Genomic DNA, 20,157 nt, shown 5'->3' with positions numbered 1-20,157 from the left:
GTGGAAGGCGCGGTGGTCACGCGACCACCTCCAGGGTGCCGTTCAGCGACACCGCTCCCAGGCGCAGCGCGTGGCCGTCCCACAGGCCCCAGGCGTCGAACGGGAGGCCGCCGGTCAGCGCCAGGGCCATGTCGAGGCCTGTGTCGTCGCGGACCGGCAGGCCGTGGCCCGTGGTGTCGACCAGGGCGGCGCCGTGCAGGCGGACCGAGGTGCAGCCGAGCGGGAAGAGGCGTTGCCACGGGTCTGCGGTCAGCATGGGTTCGAGGGTGGCGAGGGACTGCCGCCACGACTGCGGGGCGGGGACCGGGTCGGGGGTGCGGGAGCCCTCCAGTTCGCCCAGGGCCACCCGGTCCGAGGCCGGGTAGGGGTGGACCAGGGCCGAGGACTCCAGGCCGTGCGGGAGCAGCGGGACGGGAGCTCCCACGGCGGAGTGGCGGATCGCCACGACCCAGCGGGAGGTTTGGCGGCCCCAGCACCACTGGCGGACGGTGCGGACGCGGCCGTCGTCGGTTTCCAGGCGCAGCAGGGCCACCCAGCGGTCGGAGATCCCCGGCGAGGCCTTCACGGTCTCCTCGGGGATCGTGACGCCCAGGCGGGTGCGCGGCTGCACGAAGCACAGCAGGTGCAGGCCGCCGAGGCGGTCGGCCACGTCGGCGGTCCAGCGCGGGCCCGAGCGCGCCACGATCTCCTGGATCTCGGCCACCGCGGCGGCCACGCCGGGGACCTGGGCGTCGATCATGCGGGCGGTGAACGCCTGCCACCAGGAGGCGGGGCGGCCCGGCAGGGAGGCGATGCCGGCGGAGGCGACGTCGCGAAGCCAGTCGCGCAGGCCGTCGATGCCCGCGGACATGGCGGCGGCGCGGTTGGCCGCCGTCTTCTCGCGAGCGCGCACCCGGCGGGCGACTGCCTCGGGCGACGAGTCGAGCTCGCGGGCCGCCCGGCGGGTGGTCCACTCCTCCACCCAGTCGGGCGGGAGGGCGTCCGGGATGTCGAGCTCCTGCAGGCTCACGGCGTGCTTGCAGGGGAACTTGCGGGACGGGCACGTGCACTTGGCGGTGCCCGCGGCCAGGTCGACGCACACGCGGTACGGCATCGAGCCGGAGCCCGAGTAGAGGCCCCACAGCACCGGCAGGGCCTTGCCCAGGCCCTGCCAGCGCATCGGAACGGCTCTTGTCCTCACGAGACCAAACTAGCGAGGAGCCCCGACAGAAAATCAGGCCGGACCGCGACGGGCCCAAGTCCACGCGTACGCCGGGTCCTCGGTGGCCTCGGCCGCCTCCCCCAACTCCAAGGGGCGGAAGGTGTCCACCATGACCGCGGTCTCGTCGAAGTAGTCCGCGCCCAGGGACGCCTCCACCGCTCCGGGCTGCGGGCCGTGCGTGCAGCCGGACGGGTGCAGCGACATCGAGCCGATGCCGATGCCCGACCCCTTGCGCGCCTCGTAGTTGCCGCCGACGTAGAACATCAGCTCGTCCGAGTCGACGTTCGCGTGGTTGTACGGCACCGGCACGGACAGCGGGTGGTAGTCGACCTTGCGCGGCACGAACGAGCACACGACGAAGTTCGGGCCCTCGAACGTCTGGTGCACGGGCGGCGGCTGGTGCACGCGGCCGGTGATCGGCTCGAAGTCGCGGATGTTGAACGCCCACGGGTACAGGTGCCCGTCCCACCCGACGACGTCGAACGGGTGGTTCGCGTAGGTGAACCGCGTGAGCCCCGCGCGGTGCCGCACGAGCACGTCGACGTCGGTGCCCTCGACGAGCAACGGCTCCTCCGGCCCCCGGATGTCCCGCTCGCAGTAGGGCGAGTGCTCCAGGAACTGGCCGGCCTTGGACAGGTAGCGCTTGGGAGGGCCGACGTGCCCGGTCGCCTCCAGCACGAGCAACGACATCGGCGAGGACGGCACGACCCGGTAGGTGCACGAGGTCGGGATCACGACGTAGTCGCCGTCGCCCACCTCCAACGCCCCGTAGATCGTCTCGATGACGCCCGAACCGGTCTGCACGTACAGCAGCTCGTCACCGAAAGCGTTGCGGTACAACGGGGAAGGCACCGTGGCCACGACGAAACCGATGGTCACGTCCGGGTTGCCGAACAGCTTCCGGCGTCCGGTGACCGCGTCGACCTCGTCGGAAGCCCAGGTCAGGTCGGTCGTCTTGAAGTGCCGCGGCTTCAGCGGCAGGTTCGGCGAGACGGTGCCGCGCTCGTCCTTCACCGTCTCCGCGTTCACGATCGCGGTCGGCAGGTGGCGGTGGTACAGCAGTGCCGAATCGGCCGAGAACCCCTCGACGCCCATGAGCTCTTCCGCGTACAGGCCACCGTCCGGTTTGCGGAACTGGGTGTGGCGCTTTCGGGGGATCTCTCCCACCTGGCGGTAGTAAGCCATGGCTGCTCTCCGGGTCCTTCCAAGGCGTTCGATTATCGGACATCTTTGTTCAGTTGGCGGTACACGGCTAGCGTGTCAGCCGTGTCAAGCGCTGTCGAACTCCGTGCGCCCGGTCCGCGCGGTACTCCGCCCCTGCTCGCGAGGCTTGTGGACGATGCCGCGCTGTTCCCTCCGGGGAGCGCGTCGATGCCCGACGCGGTGCGCGGTCACCTCGACGGACGAGTCGGCGAGTGGTCCGGCGTCATGGGTCTCTTCCTCTGTCCTGCCTCCCGTCTCGCCGAGCTGATCACCGAACTGATCAAGGTCAAGCCGGCCAAACCGATAGCACTGAGCCTCGTGATCGACACCGGCCTCGGCGGCGTGCCGAAGGCCGTGTCGATCGTCGAGAGCAGAAGCGAGCTCCTGGCTCTGCGCATGGTCGAGATGCCCGCACCGTCCGATGTGGACGAGGTGTGGCTCGAGCGCGTGTCGGAGTTCGTCCCCGAGGACGTCATCCGCGTCGTCGAACCCCGCCGCGGCGGTGCCGAGTGGCTCGACGGCGTCCGCCGGGTCATCGAGCACGGCAGCTGGCCCAAGCTGCGCTGCGGAGGGCTCTCCCAGGAGAACTTCCCGAGCGTCGAGGAGGTCGCCGACTTCCTCAGCGTCGTCAGCGGCGGCGGCGTCGCGTTCAAGGCGACGGCGGGCCTGCACAAGGCCGTCCGCCACACCGACGAGCAGGGCTTCACCCACCACGGCTTCCTGAACCTCCTCGTGGCCACCGCGCGGTCGCTCAGCGGCCGCGACGTCCGCGAGGCCCTCGCGAGCACCGATGCCGAGGCTCTCACCGCCGAGGCCAAGGCGCTCAGCGATCAGGCCGCGCACGCCGTGCGAGGCGTGTTCGCGAGCTACGGCTCGTGTTCGCTCTCCGAACCCGTCACCGACCTGGAGGGGCTGGGCCTTCTGTGAGCTGGATCAGCGACCCGAACTTCACCGAGGACCAGCCGTTCGGACCGCAGACCCTGCCCTACGGGGTCGTCGACGGGGGCGTGGCCGTCCGCGTCGGCGACCGGGCGTTGCTCCTCAAGAGCCTCGCGCTGGGCAAGTGCAGCGAGTACGTCCAGGAGGACTCCCTGGACCCGCTGCTGAAGGCCGGGCGGCCGATCTGGAGCGTGCTGCGCGCCAAGCTCAGGGAGATCGTCCGGTCGAGCTCCGCCCCCAAGGGCGCGGAGCTCGTCGGGATCGAGTCCGCGAAGCTGCCGTTCACGGTCGGCGACTACGTGGACTTCTACAGCTCCAGGCACCACGCGGAGAACGTCGGCAGGATGTTCCGCCCCGACGGCGACCCGCTCACGCCGAACTGGACGCACCTCCCGATCGGCTACCACGGCCGCGCGGGCACGGTGTACGTCTCCGGCACGGAGATCGTCCGCCCGAACGGCCAGAAGCGCGGCAGCGAGGGCCCGAAGTTCGGGCCGTCGGAGCGCCTCGACATCGAGGCCGAGGTCGGCTTCGTCTGCGGCGGTCCGCAGGCGGCCAACGTGTCCACCAGCCGGGCCGCCGAGCACGTCTTCGGCGTCACGCTGGTCAACGACTGGTCGGCGCGCGACATCCAGGCCTGGGAGTACCAGCCGCTCGGCCCGTTCCTGGCCAAGTCGTTCGCCACGTCGATCGGCGCGTGGATCACGCCGCTGGAGGCGTTCTCAGTTGCACGCGTCCCGACGCCGCCGCTGCCGAACAAGCTGCACGACTACCTGACGTGCGATCAGCCATGGGGCCTGGACATCACGATCACCGTGGAGCTGAACGACACGATCGTCGCGCGGCCTCCGTTCCGGGAGATGTCGTGGTCATTTGTGCAACAGCTGGCGCACATGACGGTGAACGGCGCTACGGTGCGCCCAGGTGATCTGTTCGCCTCCGGCACGGTCTCGGGACCGGAGAAGGACGAGCGCGGCTCGTTCCTCGAACTCAGCTGGGGCGGCAAGGAACCTTTCAAGCTCGACGACGGCTCCACGAGGTCCTTCCTGGAGGACGGCGACACGGTCAAGCTGACCGCGACCGCCCCCGGTGAAGGCGGCTCGGTGGTCGGACTCGCCGAGGTGGTGGGAACAGTTCGGAGTGCGTGATGGTCGGAGCGACGAAGGAGAGCTCGCTGACCCTGGAAAGGGGTCTGGCGCTGCTCCAGGCGGTCGCTGAGGCGGAGTCCGAGGCGCCGTCGATCTCGGAGCTCGCCAACGCCATCGGCGCGTCCAGAGCGGCCGTGTACCGGCTTCTCGTGCCCCTGCAGGCGCGCGGTCTCGTGCGCCGGGAGGGCTCGAAGGTCAGGCTCGGCCTGGGCGTGCTGCGCCTCGCCTCCAACGTCCTCCCCCAGCTGCGCATGGCGGCCAACCCGGCGTTGCGCGAGCTCGCCGAGAAGGTCGGCGCCACCGCGCACCTCACGGTCGCGGACGGCACCGAGGCACAGGCCGTCGCCGTCGTCGAACCGTCGTGGACCGCTTTCCACGTGGCGTACCGGGTGGGTTCCCGCCACCCGGTGCACCGCGGGGCGGCCGGCAAGGCCATCTCGCACCCCGGTGAGCCGTGGGTGGTCTCGGCCGGTGAGCTGCAGCCGAACGCGTACGGCGTCGCGGCGCCTGTGCGCGGCGTGCCCGGCCTCAGGGCGTCCGTCGGCGTCGTGGCGCTGGAGAAGCTCGATGCGAACGTCGTAGGCCCTCACGTCGTGCGTGCGGCCGAAGAAGTGGCGGCTGCGCTCAAATGACCGAAGAGCGGCTACGGCGCTGGCGGTTGCTCCTCGGACCGAGCGCGGAAGACGTGTCCGAACTCGGCGAGGACGACCAACGGCGCGATGGCGCGCTCACGGGTCTGTACGGCGGCGGCGGTGATCGCGGTGCCGGCCTCGGCGCCAGTTCCCCGCAGCTGCACCGCTGGCTCGGCGACGTCCGCAAGTACTTCCCCACCTCCGTCGTGCAGGTGATGCAGCGGGACGCGGTCGAGAAGCTGGGCCTCAAGCAGCTGCTGCTCGAACCCGAGCTGCTGCAGTCGGTCGAGCCGGACGTGAACCTCGTCAGCACCCTGCTGCAGCTCTCCCGCGCCATCCCCGCCCGCACCCGCGACACCGCGAAGGCCGTGGTGCGGAAGGTGGTCGAGGACATCGAGAAGCGGCTGACGGACCGGCTGGTCGAGGCCGTCCGCGGCGCGGTCGACAGGTCGCGGCGCACCAGGAGGCCGCAGCTGCAGGACGTCGACTGGGCGACGACGATCAAGGCGAACCTCAGGAACTACCAGCCGCAGCACAAGACCGTGATCGTCGAGGACCTGATCGGGCACCGCAGGCGCAGCCGGACCGCGGCGATGCGGGACGTGGTCCTGCTGGTCGACCAGTCGGGCTCGATGGCGGAGTCACTGGTGCACGCGGCGGTGCTGGGCTCGGCGCTCGCGAGCATCCGGTCGATCTCGACGAGGCTCGTCGTGTTCGACACCGAGGTCGCCGATCTCACCGACCAGCTCAGCGACCCGGTGGACCTGCTGTTCAGCGCCCAGCTCGGCGGCGGCACGGACATCAACCGCGCGGTCGCCTACGCGCAGACGCAGGTCCGCAGGCCGACCGACACGGTGATCGTGATCATCAGCGACCTCTACGAGGGCGGTTCGGAGACCGAGCTGCAGCGCCGGGTCCGCGAGCTGGTCGCGAGCGGCGTCACGGTCGTGAACCTGTTGGCGCTCAGCGACTCCGGCACGCCCGCCTACGACCACGAACTGGCCGCGAAGCTGCACGCGCTGGGCGCGCCCGCGTTCGCCTGCACGCCGGACAAGTTCCCCGAACTGCTGGCGGCCGCGCTGCGCAAGGACGACCTCACGCAGTGGGCCGAGGCCGAAGGCATCGCGACGGGCCGTTAGCGGTCGATCACCCGGCCGCGGGTGAGGAACGCGAGCCCGCGCGTCATCGCGACCACGCGCCCGCGCTCGTCCGGACCGGCGATCCACATCCGCCCGGTGTGCCGCACGAGGATCCGGGCCCGTTCGGGGAGCTCGGGCAGCCGCAGGTCCTTCTCCGAGTCCTCGACGCGCAGGTACGCCTGCCGCCCGATGCGCCGGCCGGGCACGAAGCTCACCGACACCGGACGCCACGGGAACCGCTCGATCAGCTCGAGGGTGCCGCGGCGGGTGAGGAAGTGCCGCAGCCCCGGCGCGGCGAGCTCGAGCACCACGGGCACGGACAGCACGACGAGCCAGATCCAGCCGATGAAGAGCACGACGCCGAGCGCGGCGAGCGCGAGGAAGATGTGGCCGACGGCGCGGCGGTCCGCTCGCGCCAGGCAGGTGTCGCTCCAGTTCTCGATGATCATCTCTGCACACGCGCCGGGATCAACCGCGGTACTCCTCGGAACGTGACGAAGGTGTTCCCGGCGGAATCCGGTGGCACGAACCACACACGCCGGTGACGTGCGATCCGTCCGCGAAGGAGAGGACCGACGCTCAAGGTCAGCAACAGAGGCGGCGACGACAACACGACCAGACGCCCTCCTTCCCACTTCACATGGGCGAAATGCCACGGTTCGCCTTCCGGTAAACGCACCGGACGCTTACGTGTCACCCACCAGAGGACGGCCGCGGCGAAGAAGAGCAGCACCAGCGCCACCGGTGAGGACCAAGACCACACCAGTACCAGCAAGAACTGGAGCGCGAAGGCCGCGCCCGCGAGCACCGTCCACACCAGGGCACGACGGCTCGCCCGGTCCACGCAGTGCCGGGTCCACCGATCGTCGAGCGCCGTCACCTCGGTGGACGGCTTGTTGGGCACGACCACGCGTCCAAGGTACAGGTGGTGCTTCCCATGATGAGCAAAGCTAAGTTAGGCTTGCCTAACCTTCGAGGAGGTGCAGCGGTGACCGACACCCAGATCAAGCGCCCGCCGGCGCCGCACGCCGCAGAGCGCGCACGCACGATCGCGGCTCGCCACGGTTCCGCCGCACTGCTTCCTCAGTCCGGTTCGCGCACGAGCCCGTTGTTCCACCACGTGCACCCGTGCGGGACCACGATCCTCTTGCTCGCCGACGAGCACCCGCTGGTCGGGCAGCTGTGGCAGGCTCCGCGGACCGAGGTGACGGCGATGCTGGAGATCGCCGACCAGGCACCCGTGCAGCTGCGCGAACCCGTGCGCGGCCTGCTGTGGCTGACCGGCTGGGTCTCCGCGCTGGACGGGCAGGAGGCGCGCGAGGAGATCCTCGCCATCGCCGACGTGCGGCCGGACCACCGGCTGCTCGACGCGGGCCACGGCGCCTCGGTGCTCAGGCTCACACCCGCGTCGATGGTGATCGCGGACGCCGAGGGCACCTCCTCGATCAGGCCGGAGCAGTTCGCGAGCGCGACGCCGGACCCGTTCTGCCGCAACGAGGACCACTGGCTGCGGCACCTGGAGGCCGCACACCGCGACGTCGTCGGCCAGCTCGCCCGCCACCTGCCGGAGGAGCTGCGCGCCGGCACCGTGCGGCCACTCGGCCTCGACCGGTTCGGGCTGAGGCTGCGGGTCGAGGCGGAGTGCGAGGACCACGACGTGCGGATCGCGTTCTCCAAGCCGGTCAGCACTCCTCAGGAACTCGCCGTGGAGCTGCGGCGGTTGATGGGCTGCCCGTTCCTGTCCCAGAGGTAGCGTCTGGCTGGTGACCTTGATCCCCGCCGACGAGAAGCGCGGTTACCAGCTCGAACTGCTGATCGTCTTCAGCATGACGCTCGGGCTGTCCGGCCTGCGCAGCCTCGTGCGGCTGATCGACAGCCTGCTGCAGCCGACACCGCTCAACAAGCAGTCCGTCGCGATCAACGTCCCGCAGGCGCGCGCCGACCTGCTGGACCTCGTGGCGCAGCTGCTGGGCGTGCTGCAGCTCGCGGCGTGGGGCGGCATCGGGCTGTACCTGTTGTGGCGCACGGGGATCAAGCTGCGCGTCATCGGGCTCGACGGCACCCGCAAGCTCGCGGACTCGCTGGGTGCCCTGGGGCTGGCCGCGATCATCGGAATCCCCGGGCTGGCGTTCTACTTCGCCGCCTGGGCGCTCGGGCTGAACCTCGCCGTCCAGCCGTCCACTCTGGACAACCAGTGGTGGATGAGCCTGGCGCTGGTCCTCGCCGCCGCCGGCAACGCGTGGGCGGAGGAGGTGCTCGTCGTCGGGTACCTGATCACGCGGCTGCAGCAGCTCGGCTGGCGGCAGTACACGGCACTGTTCGCGGCGGCCGTGCTGCGCGGCTCGTACCACCTCTACCAGGGCTTCGGCGGGTTCGTCGGCAACCTGGTCATGGGGCTGGTCTTCGGCCTCTACTGGCAGCGGACCAAGCGGCTGTGGCCGCTGGTCATCGCCCACACCATCCTCGACGTGGTCGCGTTCGTGGGCTACACAATGTTGCGCGGCAAAGTCAGCTGGTTGCCCTAACGATTGCACTGTGAAATTTGAGTTCACACCCCATTCGTTGCATTTTGAGGCCCAGGAGCGGCGATTTGTGCTGTTCAGGGTTACGCTCGATCGGTGACTGCGCACACGATCGCTGAGACCGAAGCACTTCCGGACGCCGCACCCCGTGTGGACAGCGAGGTAGGCCCGCTGCGCACGGTGCTGCTGCACCGGCCGGGCAACGAGCTCAAAAGGCTCACCCCGCGCAACAACGACCAGCTGCTGTTCGACGGCGTGCCGTGGGTCGGCAGGGCCCAGGAGGAGCACGACGCGTTCGCCGCGACGCTGACCTCCAAGGGGGTCGAGGTCCTGCTGCTGGCCGACGTGCTGGTGCAGGCGCTGGAGGACAACCGCGCGCGCATCGCGGGCATCCACAGCGCCGTCAACGAGCGCCGCCTCGGCATCGACCTGGCCGACGCGCTGCGCAGCCACCTCACGTCGCTCGACGCGCCGACGCTCGCACAGGTGCTGATGACGGGCATGACGTTCGAGGAACTGCCGGCCGCCGAGGGCGCGTCGCTGGTGCGCAAGATGCACCTGCCGATCGACTTCGCCGTCGACCCGCTGCCGAACCTGCTCTTCACCCGCGACTCGTCGGTGTGGGTCGGCGACCGGGTGGCCATCACGTCGCTCGCACTGCCCGCGCGTGACCGCGAGACGACGCTGACCGACCTGATCTACGCCTACCACCCGCGGTTCCGCCGCACGGGCCGTGCGTACGGCGCGCACTCGGCACCGCTGGAGGGCGGCGACGTGCTGCTGCTCGCGCCCGGCGTGATCGCCATCGGCGTCGGCGAGCGCACCACCCCGGCGGGCGCGGAGTCGTTCGCCCGCTCCGCTCTCGCGGACGGCCTCGCGCACACGGTGCTGGCGGTGCCGATCGCGCAGGAGCGCGCCACGATGCACCTCGACACCGTCTGCACGATGGTCGACCGCGACGCCGTGGTGATGTACCCGGCGATCAGCGACGCGCTGACCGCCTACCCGCTGCGGTCCGACGGCGACGGCGGCGTGCGGGTGGACGGCCCGGTGCCGTTCCTGGAGGCGGCGGCCGAGGCGATGGGCATCGAACGGCTGCGGGTGATCGACACCGGCCTCGACGTCGTGACCGCCGAGCGCGAGCAGTGGGACGACGGCAACAACACCCTCGCGGTGGCTCCCGGTCTCGTCGTGGCGTACGAGCGCAACGTCGAGACGAACGCGCGCCTGGAGGACGCGGGCGTCGAGGTGCTGCGGATCGCCGGTTCGGAACTGGGCTCCGGCCGCGGCGGCCCCCGCTGCATGTCGTGCCCGATCGACCGCGCGCCATTGGTGTAGATCGTTAGGAATGCCTAACCTTTGTTTGGATTACCTCTCCAAACAAAGGTTAGCTTTTCCTCGAATGCAAATCACCGCGTTTTGGGTTAACGTACTCCTCATGGCCTCGAACGTGAAGAAGATCCTGTCCGGAAAGTCGAACTTCCACGAGCTGCTGCGCGCTCAGATCGGCAACGAGTTCTCCGCTTCGCAGCAGTACATCGCGCTCGCCGTGTGGTTCGACAACGAGGACCTGCCGCGCCTCGCGTCGCACTTCTACAAGCAGGCCCTCGAAGAGCGCAACCACGCCATGATGATCGTGAAGTTCCTGATGGACAACGACATCGCGGTCGCCATTCCCGGCGTCGAGACGCCGATCAACGACTTCAAGTCCCCGCGTGAGCTCGTCGCCCTGGCCCTGAGCCAGGAGCAGCAGGTCACCGACCAGATCATCGCGCTCGCGAAGGCCGCCCGCGAGGAGAGCGACTACATCGGCGAGCAGTTCATGCAGTGGTTCCTGAAGGAGCAGGTCGAGGAGGTCTCCTCGATGAAGACGCTGCTCACGATCATGGACCGCGCGGACGGCAACATGTTCTACGTGGAGACGTTCCTCACCCGCGAGAGCGTCGGTGACGAGGGTGGCGACTCCAGCGCTCCGACCGCCGCCGGGGGAACGATCTGAGCTTTTTCTTCGCACGATTGAGTGCCTGATCACAAAAGGACCGCCCACCCCGTCCGGGGCGGGCGGTCCTTTCAGTTGTTGAGCCGGGCGGCCTGCCGGGTCAGGAATTCCCGCTCGGCGAGGTTCGACGCTTTCCCGGCTGCCTCGGCGTAGAGCCTCGCGGCCGTTTGCCGGTCACCGTCGCGCTCGTGGAGGTAGGCCGCCACGGCCGAGTGACGGGGAAGCCCGTCGTCCAGTTCCGCCAACGCTCTCAGCCCGGCGCGCGGTCCGTCCGCCTCGCCCACGGCCACCGCGCGGTTCAGCCGGACGACGGGACTGTCCGTGAGCGCCAGCAGTTCGTCGTACCACTCGACGATCTGCACCCAGTCGGTCTCCTCGGCCACGGGTGCGTCCGCGTGCAGTGCCGCGATGGCCGCCTGCGCCTGGAACTCCCCCAGCCGGTCCTGCGCGAGCGCCGCCTGCAGGATCTCGACGCCCTCGGCGATCAGCGCCGTGTCCCACCTGCCGCGGTCCTGCTCGGCGAGCGGCACCAGACTGCCGCCCGCCGTGGTCCGGGAGGCCCGGCGCGCGTGGTGCAGGAGCATGAGCGCGAGCAGGCCAGCGACCTCGGGGTGGTCGATCGCGGCCGCGAGCTGGCGGGTGAGCCGGATCGCCTCGGCGGCCAGGTCGACGTCACCGGAGTAGCCCTCGTTGAAGACCAGGTAGAGCACGCGCAGCACGGTCGCGACGTCGCCGGGCTGGTCGAACCGCACGTCGCTGACCGTCTTCTTGGCCCGGCTGATGCGCTGGGCCATCGTGGCCTCCGGCACGAGGTAGGCCTGCGCGATCTGACGGGTGGTCAGCCCGCCGACGGCCCTGAGCGTGAGCGCGACCGCCGACGACGGCGTGAGCGACGGATGAGCGCACAGGAAGTAGAGCTGCAACGTGTCGTCGGTGTCCGGCGCGAGCCCCTGCTCGGGTTCCGCCTCGACGAGGTCCTCACGCCGGCGCCGCGCCGTCTCCGCCCTCGTGGCGTCGAGGAACCTGCGCCAGGCCACCGTCACCAGCCAGCCCTTCGGGTCCCGCGGTGGATCCTCCGGCCACACGCGGACGGCCTCGACCAGCGCGTCCTGCACGGCGTCCTCGGCCGCCGCGAAGTCGGCCCCGCGGCGGACGAGGACGCCCAGCACGGCCGGCGTGAGGCTCCTGAGCAGTGCCTCGTCCACTTCTCACTCCGTGATCGTCGGCGCGTGGCCGTAGAACGGGCGGATCTCCAGCCACTCGTGGATCGGCTTGCCGTCCTTGCCGGGTGCCGCCGACAACTCCGCGGCCAGCTCGAGCGCGCGCTCGTAGCTGTCGGTGTCGATGATCATCCAGCCGGCGATGAGGTCCTTCGTCTCCGCGAACGGGCCGTCGGTGACCGGCGGCCGTCCCTCGCCGTCGTAGCGGACCCAGGTGCCCTCCTGCGCGAGCGCCCGCTCGTCGACGAACTCCCCGGTGCCCCTGAGCTTGTCCGCGAAGTCGTTCATGTACTTGATGTGCGCCGAGATCTCGTCCTGGGTCCACTGGTCCATGGGGACGTCGTTGATCGGGGCCGGGGCGCCGCGGTAGTGCTTGAGCAGCAGGTACTTGGCCATCTCGGGTGCTCTCCCTCGGTGCTGGTGCGACCCATACTGGCCGCTTTCACCTCCGGGGACGGAGCCGAAACGCGGATCTCGACATCACCGGGGGCCATCGGTTTCGGATTTCCCGGGACGTGGCGCTGTGCCCGCCCCACCCCCAGCGGGGCGGGCACAGCGGTTCGGCGAGGTTCAGAGATCGGCCATGGAGCAGTTGACGACTCCCGCGACGAGCTTGATGCGCTGGATCTTGTCCGCCTCTGCGAACCGGGCCAGGTCGAAGCTGCCGATGAAGGCGTAGTAGGCGTTGTCGGCGACCTTGGCCGACCAGCCGGAGCGGTACTCGGAGGCGCTCGGGAAGGCCCGCCGCGCCTCGCCGAAGGTCGAGCCAACGCCGATCCCCTGGGACGTCCTGGCGTCCGCGGGCAGCGTGATGCGCTCGACGCCGTTCGCCTTGGAGATCGCGACCGTCTTGTCCGCGACGCAGCCGGGGTCGTGGCCGGAAGCCTCGTCCCAGGTCAGGTCGGTCAGGCCGGCGGCACGCGCCTCCTCCAGCGACATGCCCAGCTTGAGACCGCCGTAGCCGAGCCGGTTGTCCACCTTCGCGATGGCCCGCGGTGGAGCGGTCACCGTCGCGGTGACGACCTCCGTGACCACCTGGACGGGCGGCGTCGCGACCGACGGCGTGGACGTGCCGGTCGTCGGCGTGACGATTTCGGAAGTGACAGGTGCGGAGTTCTGCTTCGGCACCGAAGTGCACGCGGCGATTCCAGCGACGGCGATTGCGGTGACGAATGCGGCCTTGAGTGAGTTCTTCATTTCGGTTTCCCCCTGGTTTTGTCTGAGCCACCAGTAAGACGTCACCTCCGCAGTGAGGTTGCGCAGGTCAGAGTCACGAAGAAGTCACGGCAGAAGTGGAACAAAAGCGCACTCCGATGTCCCGCCGCACCCCAGGGGCGGCGGGACTTCAGCACTGTTCAGCGATCAGACGGAAATGCAGTCGTTCGCGTTCAGGCGCATGAAAACGGTCGTCACCACTGTGCCGTCGGTTTTGAAGACATATGACCAGGGTGGCGTCGCGGACATTTGCACGATCACATCGGAACCGCTTTGCGCGGCATTCTTGTAGGCGGCCTTCACGTCGGCCACCGTCGAACCCGCGCCGACGTTCTTCGGCGTCTTGGCGTAGCTCGGCATGGTGATCCGGACGATTCCCCTGGCCGGCGAGACGACCACGGCGTCGGTGTCGGGCACCGACTTCGTCGCGTACGCCTTGCACCTGGCCTCCGCATCGGCGGGGCTGCCGGGTTCGACCAGCGACCCCGTCGCCAGCGCGTCGGCCTCGGACATCCCCAGTGCGAGCGTTCCGTACCTGCCCGGCTGCGACTCCGGCGTGGCCGGCGACGACGGCGGTTTCGGGGTCGACTTGCTCGTGCCGCCGGAGCTCGGTTTGCCGGTGTTGCCGCCGGTGGAGTTCGGTGGTTGTCCCAGCGTCACGGTCTCGGTCGAGTAGACCGTGACCGGTGGTGGCGGCGAGGACGTCGTGGGGACGGAGGTGGACGTCGTCAGGAGCGCGCCCGCCGTGCCGTCCGGTGACGACATGCCGAACCGGCTCACCCCGATCCCGGCGCCGGCCACTGCCACCAGGGCGAGGGTGCCGGCGACGGCGTTCCGCCGGCGGCGGCGCCGATCCGCGCCGCGGAGCACCGCCTCGGTGGAGACCGGCGCGGAGTGGACGTCCAGCCGATCGTCGCTGAAGAGCCTGCGCAGCTCGTCGTCGAGGTCGTCCACGGTCACTCCTCTCCCAGGCGTGTTCGAAGACTCGCCATCGCCTTGCTGCTCTGGCTCTTGACCGTGCCGCACGAGATTCCGAGCGCGTCCGCGATCTCGGCCTCGGAGAGGTTCTCGTAGTAGCGCAGCACGATCACCGCTCGCTGCCGTGGCGGCAACGAGCGCAGTGCTTGCCAGAGTGGTTCATTTTCCAGCCTGCTCAGCTCGGGAGCCACGGCTCCGCTGTCCGGGATGTCGGCCACCAGGCGCTCGCGGCGACGACGGCGCCAGATGCTGATGTGCGTGTTGGCCATGGCCCGGCGGACGTACGCGAGCGGGTCGTCGCCCTTGAGCTGCACGGCGCTCCAACGCGAACCGACCTTCTCCAGCACCGACTGCACCAGGTCCGCGGAGTCGTGCGGGTTCCCGGTCAGTGCGTGGCCATAGCGCAGAAGTCCGGGCATGGAGACGCGCACGAACTCAGCGAAATCCCCCACGGCTTCCGCTCTTCCCCCGCCGTGTTCGACGGCTGATCCCAGCTGCAACACCGCCGTCACGGCACGCCCCCTCCCCCGAAGCGAACTGGCTCGGGGTGTTCACGCACGGGGCCGAGAAGCGGTTGCCGCCACTTTAGTCACGGAAAGGCAACGGCCGCAGGCAGTTCCGGGGTTTCGGCACGCGACGGCGAACGGCCGTCAGGGGGCGGCGACGGCCTCCGGGAGGACGAACGAACCGTCCGCCTGAGCGGGGAACTCGTGCACCTCGACCACCGCGGAGACCGGGATCGGCCCGTAGACGTGCGGGAACCACAACGGCGAGTCCGCCACGGGCTCCCACCTGACGGGCACGTCGAGCAGCTCGGGATCGATGACGAGCAGCAACAGCCCGCTCTGCCCGTGGAAGAACTTCCCCGCCGTCACGTGCACGACTCCCCGATCGGAGCAGTGCACGAAGTCCTCGCCGGCGGGCGCGATCGAGCCGGCCGACCGGGCGGCTGCCCAGTCGGCCGTCGAGATGATGTGCAGCAGCACTTATCCACAGCTCCTTGTGGACAACCCTGTGGACAGGGTCATCGAAGCGTGATCTGGCGACCGCGCAGGCCGTCGCGGGCGCGGCGCTCGGCGTCGGACAGCGGCTCGTCGGAGGCGAGTGCCTCCAGCAGGCGCTTGCCCAGTGCCTCGGCGGGCTCGGCCCACTCGCGGGCGTGCATCTCGCGGTCGAGGTCCCAGACCGGCACGAGCAGGCCGTGCGCGCGGAACGAACCGGCGTAGCGCGAGCCCTCGCCGAGGTCGAGCTCACCGCGGGCGGCCAGCCGGGCCATCGCGGGCAGCAGCTTCTCCTCGGGCTCCGGGCGGACCCAGCGCAGGTGCGCCTTGTCGCCGGCGTCGACCCAGTAGGCGGCCTTCACACCGGGGGCGTCGAGGCGCTCGGTCGGCAGGATCGCGGCGTTCGCGCGCTCCAGGGACAGCGCCACCTCACCGGTCGGCTCGGTGCCCTCCGGCATCCACCAGATGAAGTCGGTGTGCAGCACCGGCGTGATGTCGGCCTCGGGGTCGAGCAGGTCCTGCAGGCGGCCCGGCTCCGCGTTGTTGTCGGGGCCCACCACCGGCAGCACGTCACCGGCCTTCGCCTGCTGCGCCCACCGCAGCGCCCGCGCCAGGTCGCGGCTGATGTCGCCGGAGCGCGTCTGCACCTGCAGGCCCACGAACGGCACGTCGTCGCCGCGGATCAGACCGGCGGCGGCCATCGGCAGCACGGTGGCGAGGGTGACCTCGCGACCCTCCTTGACCGGCAGCTTCACGATCGCGGACGGCACGAACTCGCGCAGGGCGATCAGCTCGCACTCGGCGGCCAGGCCCTCGAACGGCCGGGACACGATCACGTCCGTCGCGCCGCCGGGCGCGCCGTGGCACGCCTTGTAGCGCTTGCCGGACCCGCACGGACAGGGCTGCTTCGGGTTGATGCCGTCCTTCGGTGCGTCCTTGACCGCGGTCCGCTTGGCCACCTTGGCCCTCCTCGTGCTCAGGCTTGTCTAGGTGGCCAAATTAGCCGTCAGCAGGCGGCGGGTGTTCGCCGGGGCATTGGTCGCGAGGTAGCGGACACCCAGGTCACGGCACAGCGCGACGTCCTCGGCGCCGTCCACCGTCCACACGTAGGTCTCGTGACCCGCGCGCCTGGCCCGATCGACGTAGCCGGGGTCGTTGCGCAGCACGTGCACGCCCGGCCCGGTGTAGTCGGCGAACGACGGCAGCGCGCCGCCGCGGTACCGGCCCAGGCGGTCGAGGAGCAGCACCGTGCGGATGTCCGGTGCGTGCTCGCGGAACGCCTTCACCGCCGTCGGCGAGAACGACATCATGACGATCTGCGAGTCGAGGCCGTATCTCTTGAGCGCCTCGGCGAGCTTGCGTTCGACCTCGTTGCGGTACCGGACCGGGTGCTTGGTCTCGACGAAGAGCTCCACGTCCGTGTTCTTGACCAGCTCCAGCAGCTCGTCGAGCACCAGCAACCCGGCCGGCTGGCCGTGGCGGTGCCAGCTGCCGTAGTCGAACTTCTTCAGCTCGTCGAGAGTGAGCGCGCTGACCGTGCCGCGGCCGCTCGACGTGCGGGCGAGCGTGCGGTCGTGCACGCACACGAGTTCGCCGTCCTTCGACAGCCGGATGTCGCACTCAAGTCCGTCCGCGCCCTCTTCGAGCGCGAGCTCGTAGGCGCCGATGGTGTGCTCGGGACGGTCTGTGGAAGCGCCGCGGTGCGCGACGATCGCAGGCTGCTGCACACCCAGAACGATAGTTCCTCGGCAACAATTTGAGTCATCAATCAAATCGGCGTGGACGAAACGCGGATCGCGACCTACCGTCCCGCCTTGTGACGTTCGACCAGCGTGATCCCGCGTTCATCGCCGACCCGTACCCGGCCTTCGCAGCCCTGCGCGAAGCCGGTGAGGTGCACCACCACGAGCAGCTGGGCGTCGCTGTCGCCGTCTCGCACGCCGCCTGCTCGGCGGTCCTGCGGCACCGCTCGCTCGGCCGGATCTGGTCGGACGTGAAGCCGGTCGAGCAGTTCATGGCCTTCAACCTGCTGCACCGCAACTCGCTGCTGGAGAACGAGCCGCCCACGCACACCCGCCTGCGCCGCCTGGTCGCCGCCGCGTTCGGCCGCGGCCACGTCGAGCGCCTGCGCCCGTGGGTCGCCGACCTGGCCGACAAGCTCGTCGACGAGCTCGTCGCCAAGATCGAGGACAACGGTCAGGCGGACCTCCTGGCCCACGTCGCCGCGCCGCTGCCGGTCGAGGTGATCGCGGAGCTGCTCGGCGTGCCCGGCGAGGACCGCTACCTGCTCCAGCCGTGGTCGAACGCCATCGTGAAGATGTACGAGTACGGCCTGGCGGCCGACCAGCAGGCCCTGGCCGAACGCGCCGCCGCCGAGTTCGTCGCCTACCTGCGCGAGCTGGTCGCGTTGCGCCGTGTCTCCCCCGGTGACGACCTGGTGTCCGACCTCGTCGCCGTGACCGACACCGACGGCGCGAGACTCACCGAGGACGAACTCGTCGCCACCGCAGTGCTCCTGCTGATGGCGGGCCACGAGGCCACGGTCAACGTCATCGGCAACGGCGTCTACGCCCTGATGCAGCACCGTTCGCAGTGGGAACGCCTCTCCGCCGAGTTGATGCCCACGGCCGTGGAGGAGCTCATCCGCTACGACTCGCCGCTGCAGCTCTTCGAACGCACCGCCACCGAACGCGTGGAGATCGCCGGTCACGTCGTCGAGCCCGGCGAGAAGATCGCCGCCCTCCTCGGCGCCGCCGCCCGCGACCCGCTGGTCTTCGAGAACCCGGACGTCCTCGACATCGGCCGCGAGAAGAACCAGCACCTCGGCTTCGGCATGGGCATCCACTACTGCCTGGGCGCACCGCTCGCGCGCATCGAGGTGGAGGCGGCGCTGTCGTCGTTGCACCGCAAGCTGCCCGGCGCGGTGCTGGCCGAGGAACCGAACCGGCGCGCGGAGTTCGTGATCCGCGGCCTGCACTCCCTGCCCCTCGGCAACGGAGCGTGACCGGCCGACCCGAGCACTTCGGCCAGCACATCGGCCTTGAATGAGTCAGTGGGAGCGCGGTTCACCCACCGGCGTGCCTACCCTGGCGATCCGGCCCCGCTCGACCGTTGATCACGGCACCAACTCTCCCGCCCGGCCGTCCTTCCGTCCATCTGGACGTCGGCGCGCGGCGCGGGGGCCGGGCAGACGTCCCAGCGCACCGGAGAACCACCATGCGCAGACGTTTGATGATCGCGGGCGCCGCGGTGTCCGCATTCGTGCTCGGCCTGCTCGGTCCGGCAGGCGTCGCGTCCGCCGGCCCGGTCGGACTCGCCGCCGGGTTCGAGGACGACGACGCCAACCTCGCCCCGCAGGCACCGATCAACTTCGACTGGAACAGCTTCTCGCCCGCCACCTGGACGGGCACCGCCGGCACGAGGACGGCCACCAAGGTCACCTCGGGCTGGACCTTCACCGGCCTGGAGGACAGGCAGGCGACCACCTCCGACTCCGGGTTCGCTGGCGGCACCAAGCAGGACAACGTCTGCCCGACCGTCGGCACGGCCAAGGCGTCCAACAAGGACGACCTCAAGCGCGTCTACGTCGCGAGCAAGACCGTGGGCAGCAACGTGTTCCTGACGCTCGCGTGGGTCCGCATCCCGCAGAACACCACCTCGCCGAGCGCGCACGTGGCGTTCGAGTTCAACAAGGGCACGACGTCCTGCGGCGCCTCCGGCCTCGTGCGGCGGACCGCGGGCGACATGCTGATCGTCTACGACTTCGAGGGCGGCGGCACCCCGGTGCTGAAGCTGTCCCGCTGGATCTCGTCCGGTGCGTGCGAGGTGGGCAGCAACTCCGCCCCGTGCTGGAGCGTCGCGACCACGCTGTCCTCCGGCGTCGCCGAAGCGGCCGTGAACACCGGCAACACCCCGCAGGACACCGTCGCACCGGCAACCGAGACGCTCGGCCTGCACGAGTTCGGCGAGGCGGGCATCAACCTGACCGCCGCCGGCGTCTTCGCCCCCGGCGTGTGCGAGGGCTTCGGCAAGGCCTACGCGGTCAGCCGCAGCTCAGGCCAGTCCTCGACCGCGCAGATGAAGGACCTGGTCGGGCCGGGCAACGTCAACATCCGCAACTGCGGTTCCGTCGCCGTCACCAAGCTCGGCAGCGACGGCGGCAGCCAGGCCGGTGCCGTCTTCACGCTGTACTCCGGCACCGGAACGGGCGGCACCGTCGTCGGCACCTGCACCGTCCAGGCGAGCGGCTCGTGCACCCCGCAGTTCGCCGACCTGCCTGTCGGCACCTACACCCTCGACGAGACGACGGTTCCGGCCGGCTACGACAAGGACCCGACCCTGCCGTTCTCGTTCAGCGTCGCGGCCGGCGAGAGCAAGGCGCTGACGTTCACCGACCCGGCGCGACCGGCGACCGTGAACGTGGCGAAGACCGACGACGCCGGCGCCGCGGTGCCGGGCGCGGTCTTCACCCTCTACACGGGCGCGAACACCGGCGGCACCGTCGTCGGCACCTGCACCACGGACGCCGCAGGCGTCTGCCAGCCGCCGTTCACCGGCCTGGCCGCGGGCACGTACACGATCGACGAGACGACCACACCCACCGGCTACGCGAAGGACAGCTCACTTCCGCTGACCTTCACCGTCGTCCGCGGTGAGACGAAGAACCTCTCGTTCACGAACCCGAGGACCTTCAAGGTGATCGTGCTCGTCTGCCGCGAGGCCGGCGGCACGCTGCACCCGAGCCCGGTCACGATCGACGGCCAGGCCGCGGGCACCACGCTGTCCTCGGCACAGGCGACCACCGCCGGCTTGAGCGAAGCCGCGCTGTGCGGCATCGCGACCGGTCAGCGCGGCGGCCTGCAGGCCGGCAACCACTCCGCCAGTCCGATCGGCATCAGCTAGGCCGTGTCCCGGAAGTCCCTCGGGCGGCAGTGGCGGCCGAGGGCCCCGGAGACGACAC

At 70.2% G+C, this 20,157-nt stretch carries 23 protein-coding genes; 11 read left to right on the top strand and 12 right to left on the bottom strand.

Translation table 11 applies throughout. The annotated features are described in order from the left end of the window. Positions 1–16: 16 nt before the first annotated feature. Positions 17–1,180, bottom strand: a complete 1,164-nt coding sequence (locus tag ORI60_RS14035) for an SWIM zinc finger family protein (protein ID WP_266036535.1) — start codon at positions 1,178–1,180, stop codon at positions 17–19. Between the two features lie 33 nt (positions 1,181–1,213). Then, complete coding sequence (locus tag ORI60_RS14030; RefSeq protein WP_266036533.1) at positions 1,214–2,386, bottom strand: homogentisate 1,2-dioxygenase; 1,173 nt, start codon at positions 2,384–2,386, stop codon at positions 1,214–1,216. 81 nt (positions 2,387–2,467) lie between these two features. On the opposite strand from ORI60_RS14030, the gene ORI60_RS14025 reads away from it, so the two are divergent. The 4 genes from ORI60_RS14025 to ORI60_RS14010 are packed head-to-tail and all read left to right on the top strand — an operon-like array spanning position 2,468 to position 6,262. Further along, complete coding sequence (locus ORI60_RS14025; RefSeq protein ID WP_266036531.1) at positions 2,468–3,331, top strand: hypothetical protein; 864 nt, start codon at positions 2,468–2,470, stop codon at positions 3,329–3,331. Next, positions 3,328–4,491: a fumarylacetoacetate hydrolase family protein gene (locus ORI60_RS14020; RefSeq protein WP_266036529.1), complete on the top strand. Its 1,164-nt coding sequence runs from the start codon at positions 3,328–3,330 to the stop codon at positions 4,489–4,491. Before ORI60_RS14025 ends, ORI60_RS14020 begins: the two co-directional genes overlap by 4 nt. Then, entirely contained in the window at positions 4,491–5,123 is a 633-nt protein-coding gene (locus ORI60_RS14015) for an IclR family transcriptional regulator (RefSeq protein ID WP_266036527.1), read from the top strand. The genes ORI60_RS14020 and ORI60_RS14015 overlap by 1 nt, the downstream gene beginning before the upstream one ends. After that, positions 5,120–6,262 carry a VWA domain-containing protein gene (locus tag ORI60_RS14010; protein ID WP_266036525.1) on the top strand — a complete coding sequence of 381 codons (1,143 nt, stop codon included), beginning with the start codon at positions 5,120–5,122 and terminating at the stop codon, positions 6,260–6,262. The genes ORI60_RS14015 and ORI60_RS14010 overlap by 4 nt, the downstream gene beginning before the upstream one ends. On the opposite strand, the gene ORI60_RS14005 is transcribed toward ORI60_RS14010, so the two are convergent. Then, positions 6,259–6,711: a hypothetical protein gene (locus ORI60_RS14005; RefSeq protein ID WP_266036523.1), complete on the bottom strand. Its 453-nt coding sequence runs from the start codon at positions 6,709–6,711 to the stop codon at positions 6,259–6,261. The two genes, ORI60_RS14010 and ORI60_RS14005, sit on opposite strands and share 4 nt — an antisense overlap. Continuing rightward, on the bottom strand, positions 6,708–7,172 hold the full coding sequence (locus tag ORI60_RS14000; RefSeq protein ID WP_266036521.1) for a hypothetical protein: 465 nt from the start codon (positions 7,170–7,172) through the stop codon (positions 6,708–6,710). The genes ORI60_RS14005 and ORI60_RS14000 overlap by 4 nt, the downstream gene beginning before the upstream one ends. Positions 7,173–7,202: 30 nt before the next feature. Here ORI60_RS14000 and ORI60_RS13995 point away from each other — a divergent pair, with 30 nt between their 5' ends. From ORI60_RS13995 to ORI60_RS13980, 4 genes are all read left to right on the top strand, one after another. After that, positions 7,203–8,015, top strand: a complete 813-nt coding sequence (locus ORI60_RS13995; protein WP_266036602.1) for a DUF2470 domain-containing protein — start codon at positions 7,203–7,205, stop codon at positions 8,013–8,015. Positions 8,016–8,088: 73 nt separating this feature from the next. Next, on the top strand, positions 8,089–8,787 hold the full coding sequence (locus tag ORI60_RS13990; protein WP_266036601.1) for a CPBP family intramembrane glutamic endopeptidase: 699 nt from the start codon (positions 8,089–8,091) through the stop codon (positions 8,785–8,787). Positions 8,788–8,934: 147 nt separating this feature from the next. Continuing rightward, positions 8,935–10,122 (top strand): arginine deiminase, encoded by a 1,188-nt coding sequence (locus ORI60_RS13985; RefSeq protein ID WP_266036600.1) that lies wholly within the window; start codon positions 8,935–8,937, stop codon positions 10,120–10,122. A gap of 100 nt (positions 10,123–10,222) precedes the next feature. Beyond that, entirely contained in the window at positions 10,223–10,783 is a 561-nt protein-coding gene (locus ORI60_RS13980) for a ferritin (RefSeq protein ID WP_266036519.1), read from the top strand. Between the two features lie 71 nt (positions 10,784–10,854). On the opposite strand, the gene ORI60_RS13975 is transcribed toward ORI60_RS13980, so the two are convergent. From ORI60_RS13975 to ORI60_RS13965, 3 genes are all read right to left on the bottom strand, one after another. Continuing rightward, on the bottom strand, positions 10,855–11,988 hold the full coding sequence (locus tag ORI60_RS13975; RefSeq protein WP_266036517.1) for an RNA polymerase sigma factor: 1,134 nt from the start codon (positions 11,986–11,988) through the stop codon (positions 10,855–10,857). 3 nt (positions 11,989–11,991) lie between these two features. Beyond that, positions 11,992–12,399 (bottom strand): YciI family protein, encoded by a 408-nt coding sequence (locus ORI60_RS13970; RefSeq protein ID WP_266036515.1) that lies wholly within the window; start codon positions 12,397–12,399, stop codon positions 11,992–11,994. A 174-nt stretch (positions 12,400–12,573) separates the two neighbouring features. Then, on the bottom strand, positions 12,574–13,011 hold the full coding sequence (locus tag ORI60_RS13965; RefSeq protein ID WP_266036513.1) for a hypothetical protein: 438 nt from the start codon (positions 13,009–13,011) through the stop codon (positions 12,574–12,576). A 19-nt stretch (positions 13,012–13,030) separates the two neighbouring features. Here ORI60_RS13965 and ORI60_RS13960 point away from each other — a divergent pair, with 19 nt between their 5' ends. Then, entirely contained in the window at positions 13,031–13,237 is a 207-nt protein-coding gene (locus ORI60_RS13960; protein ID WP_266036511.1) for a hypothetical protein, read from the top strand. A gap of 128 nt (positions 13,238–13,365) precedes the next feature. Here the strand turns inward: ORI60_RS13960 and ORI60_RS13955 are convergent, their stop codons facing one another. From ORI60_RS13955 to ORI60_RS13935, 5 genes are all read right to left on the bottom strand, one after another. After that, positions 13,366–14,172, bottom strand: a complete 807-nt coding sequence (locus tag ORI60_RS13955; protein WP_266036509.1) for a hypothetical protein — start codon at positions 14,170–14,172, stop codon at positions 13,366–13,368. Positions 14,173–14,174: 2 nt separating this feature from the next. Continuing rightward, a complete protein-coding gene (locus tag ORI60_RS13950; protein ID WP_323055892.1) occupies positions 14,175–14,648 on the bottom strand; it encodes a SigE family RNA polymerase sigma factor in 474 nt (157 codons plus the stop codon). Between the two features lie 198 nt (positions 14,649–14,846). Then, on the bottom strand, positions 14,847–15,182 hold the full coding sequence (locus ORI60_RS13945; RefSeq protein WP_266036507.1) for a DUF952 domain-containing protein: 336 nt from the start codon (positions 15,180–15,182) through the stop codon (positions 14,847–14,849). 38 nt (positions 15,183–15,220) lie between these two features. Then, a complete protein-coding gene (locus tag ORI60_RS13940) occupies positions 15,221–16,156 on the bottom strand; it encodes a DUF5926 family protein (protein WP_266036506.1) in 936 nt (311 codons plus the stop codon). Between the two features lie 27 nt (positions 16,157–16,183). Then, the gene (locus ORI60_RS13935) at positions 16,184–16,924 is read right to left on the bottom strand and encodes a glycerophosphodiester phosphodiesterase family protein (RefSeq protein ID WP_266036504.1); all 741 of its coding nucleotides are present in this window, start codon (positions 16,922–16,924) and stop codon (positions 16,184–16,186) included. Positions 16,925–17,013: 89 nt separating this feature from the next. On the opposite strand from ORI60_RS13935, the gene ORI60_RS13930 reads away from it, so the two are divergent. Continuing rightward, positions 17,014–18,201 (top strand): cytochrome P450, encoded by a 1,188-nt coding sequence (locus tag ORI60_RS13930; protein WP_266036502.1) that lies wholly within the window; start codon positions 17,014–17,016, stop codon positions 18,199–18,201. Positions 18,202–18,413: 212 nt separating this feature from the next. Continuing rightward, complete coding sequence (locus ORI60_RS13925) at positions 18,414–20,099, top strand: MSCRAMM family protein (protein WP_266036500.1); 1,686 nt, start codon at positions 18,414–18,416, stop codon at positions 20,097–20,099. The last annotated feature ends 58 nt before the right edge of the window (positions 20,100–20,157 follow it).

The organism is Lentzea sp. NEAU-D7, assembly GCF_026242055.1.
In the GTDB taxonomy this organism is placed as follows: domain Bacteria; phylum Actinomycetota; class Actinomycetes; order Mycobacteriales; family Pseudonocardiaceae; genus Lentzea.
Note: the sequence above shows the minus strand (reverse complement) of the source record. Positions and strands in the feature narration are given on the sequence as shown.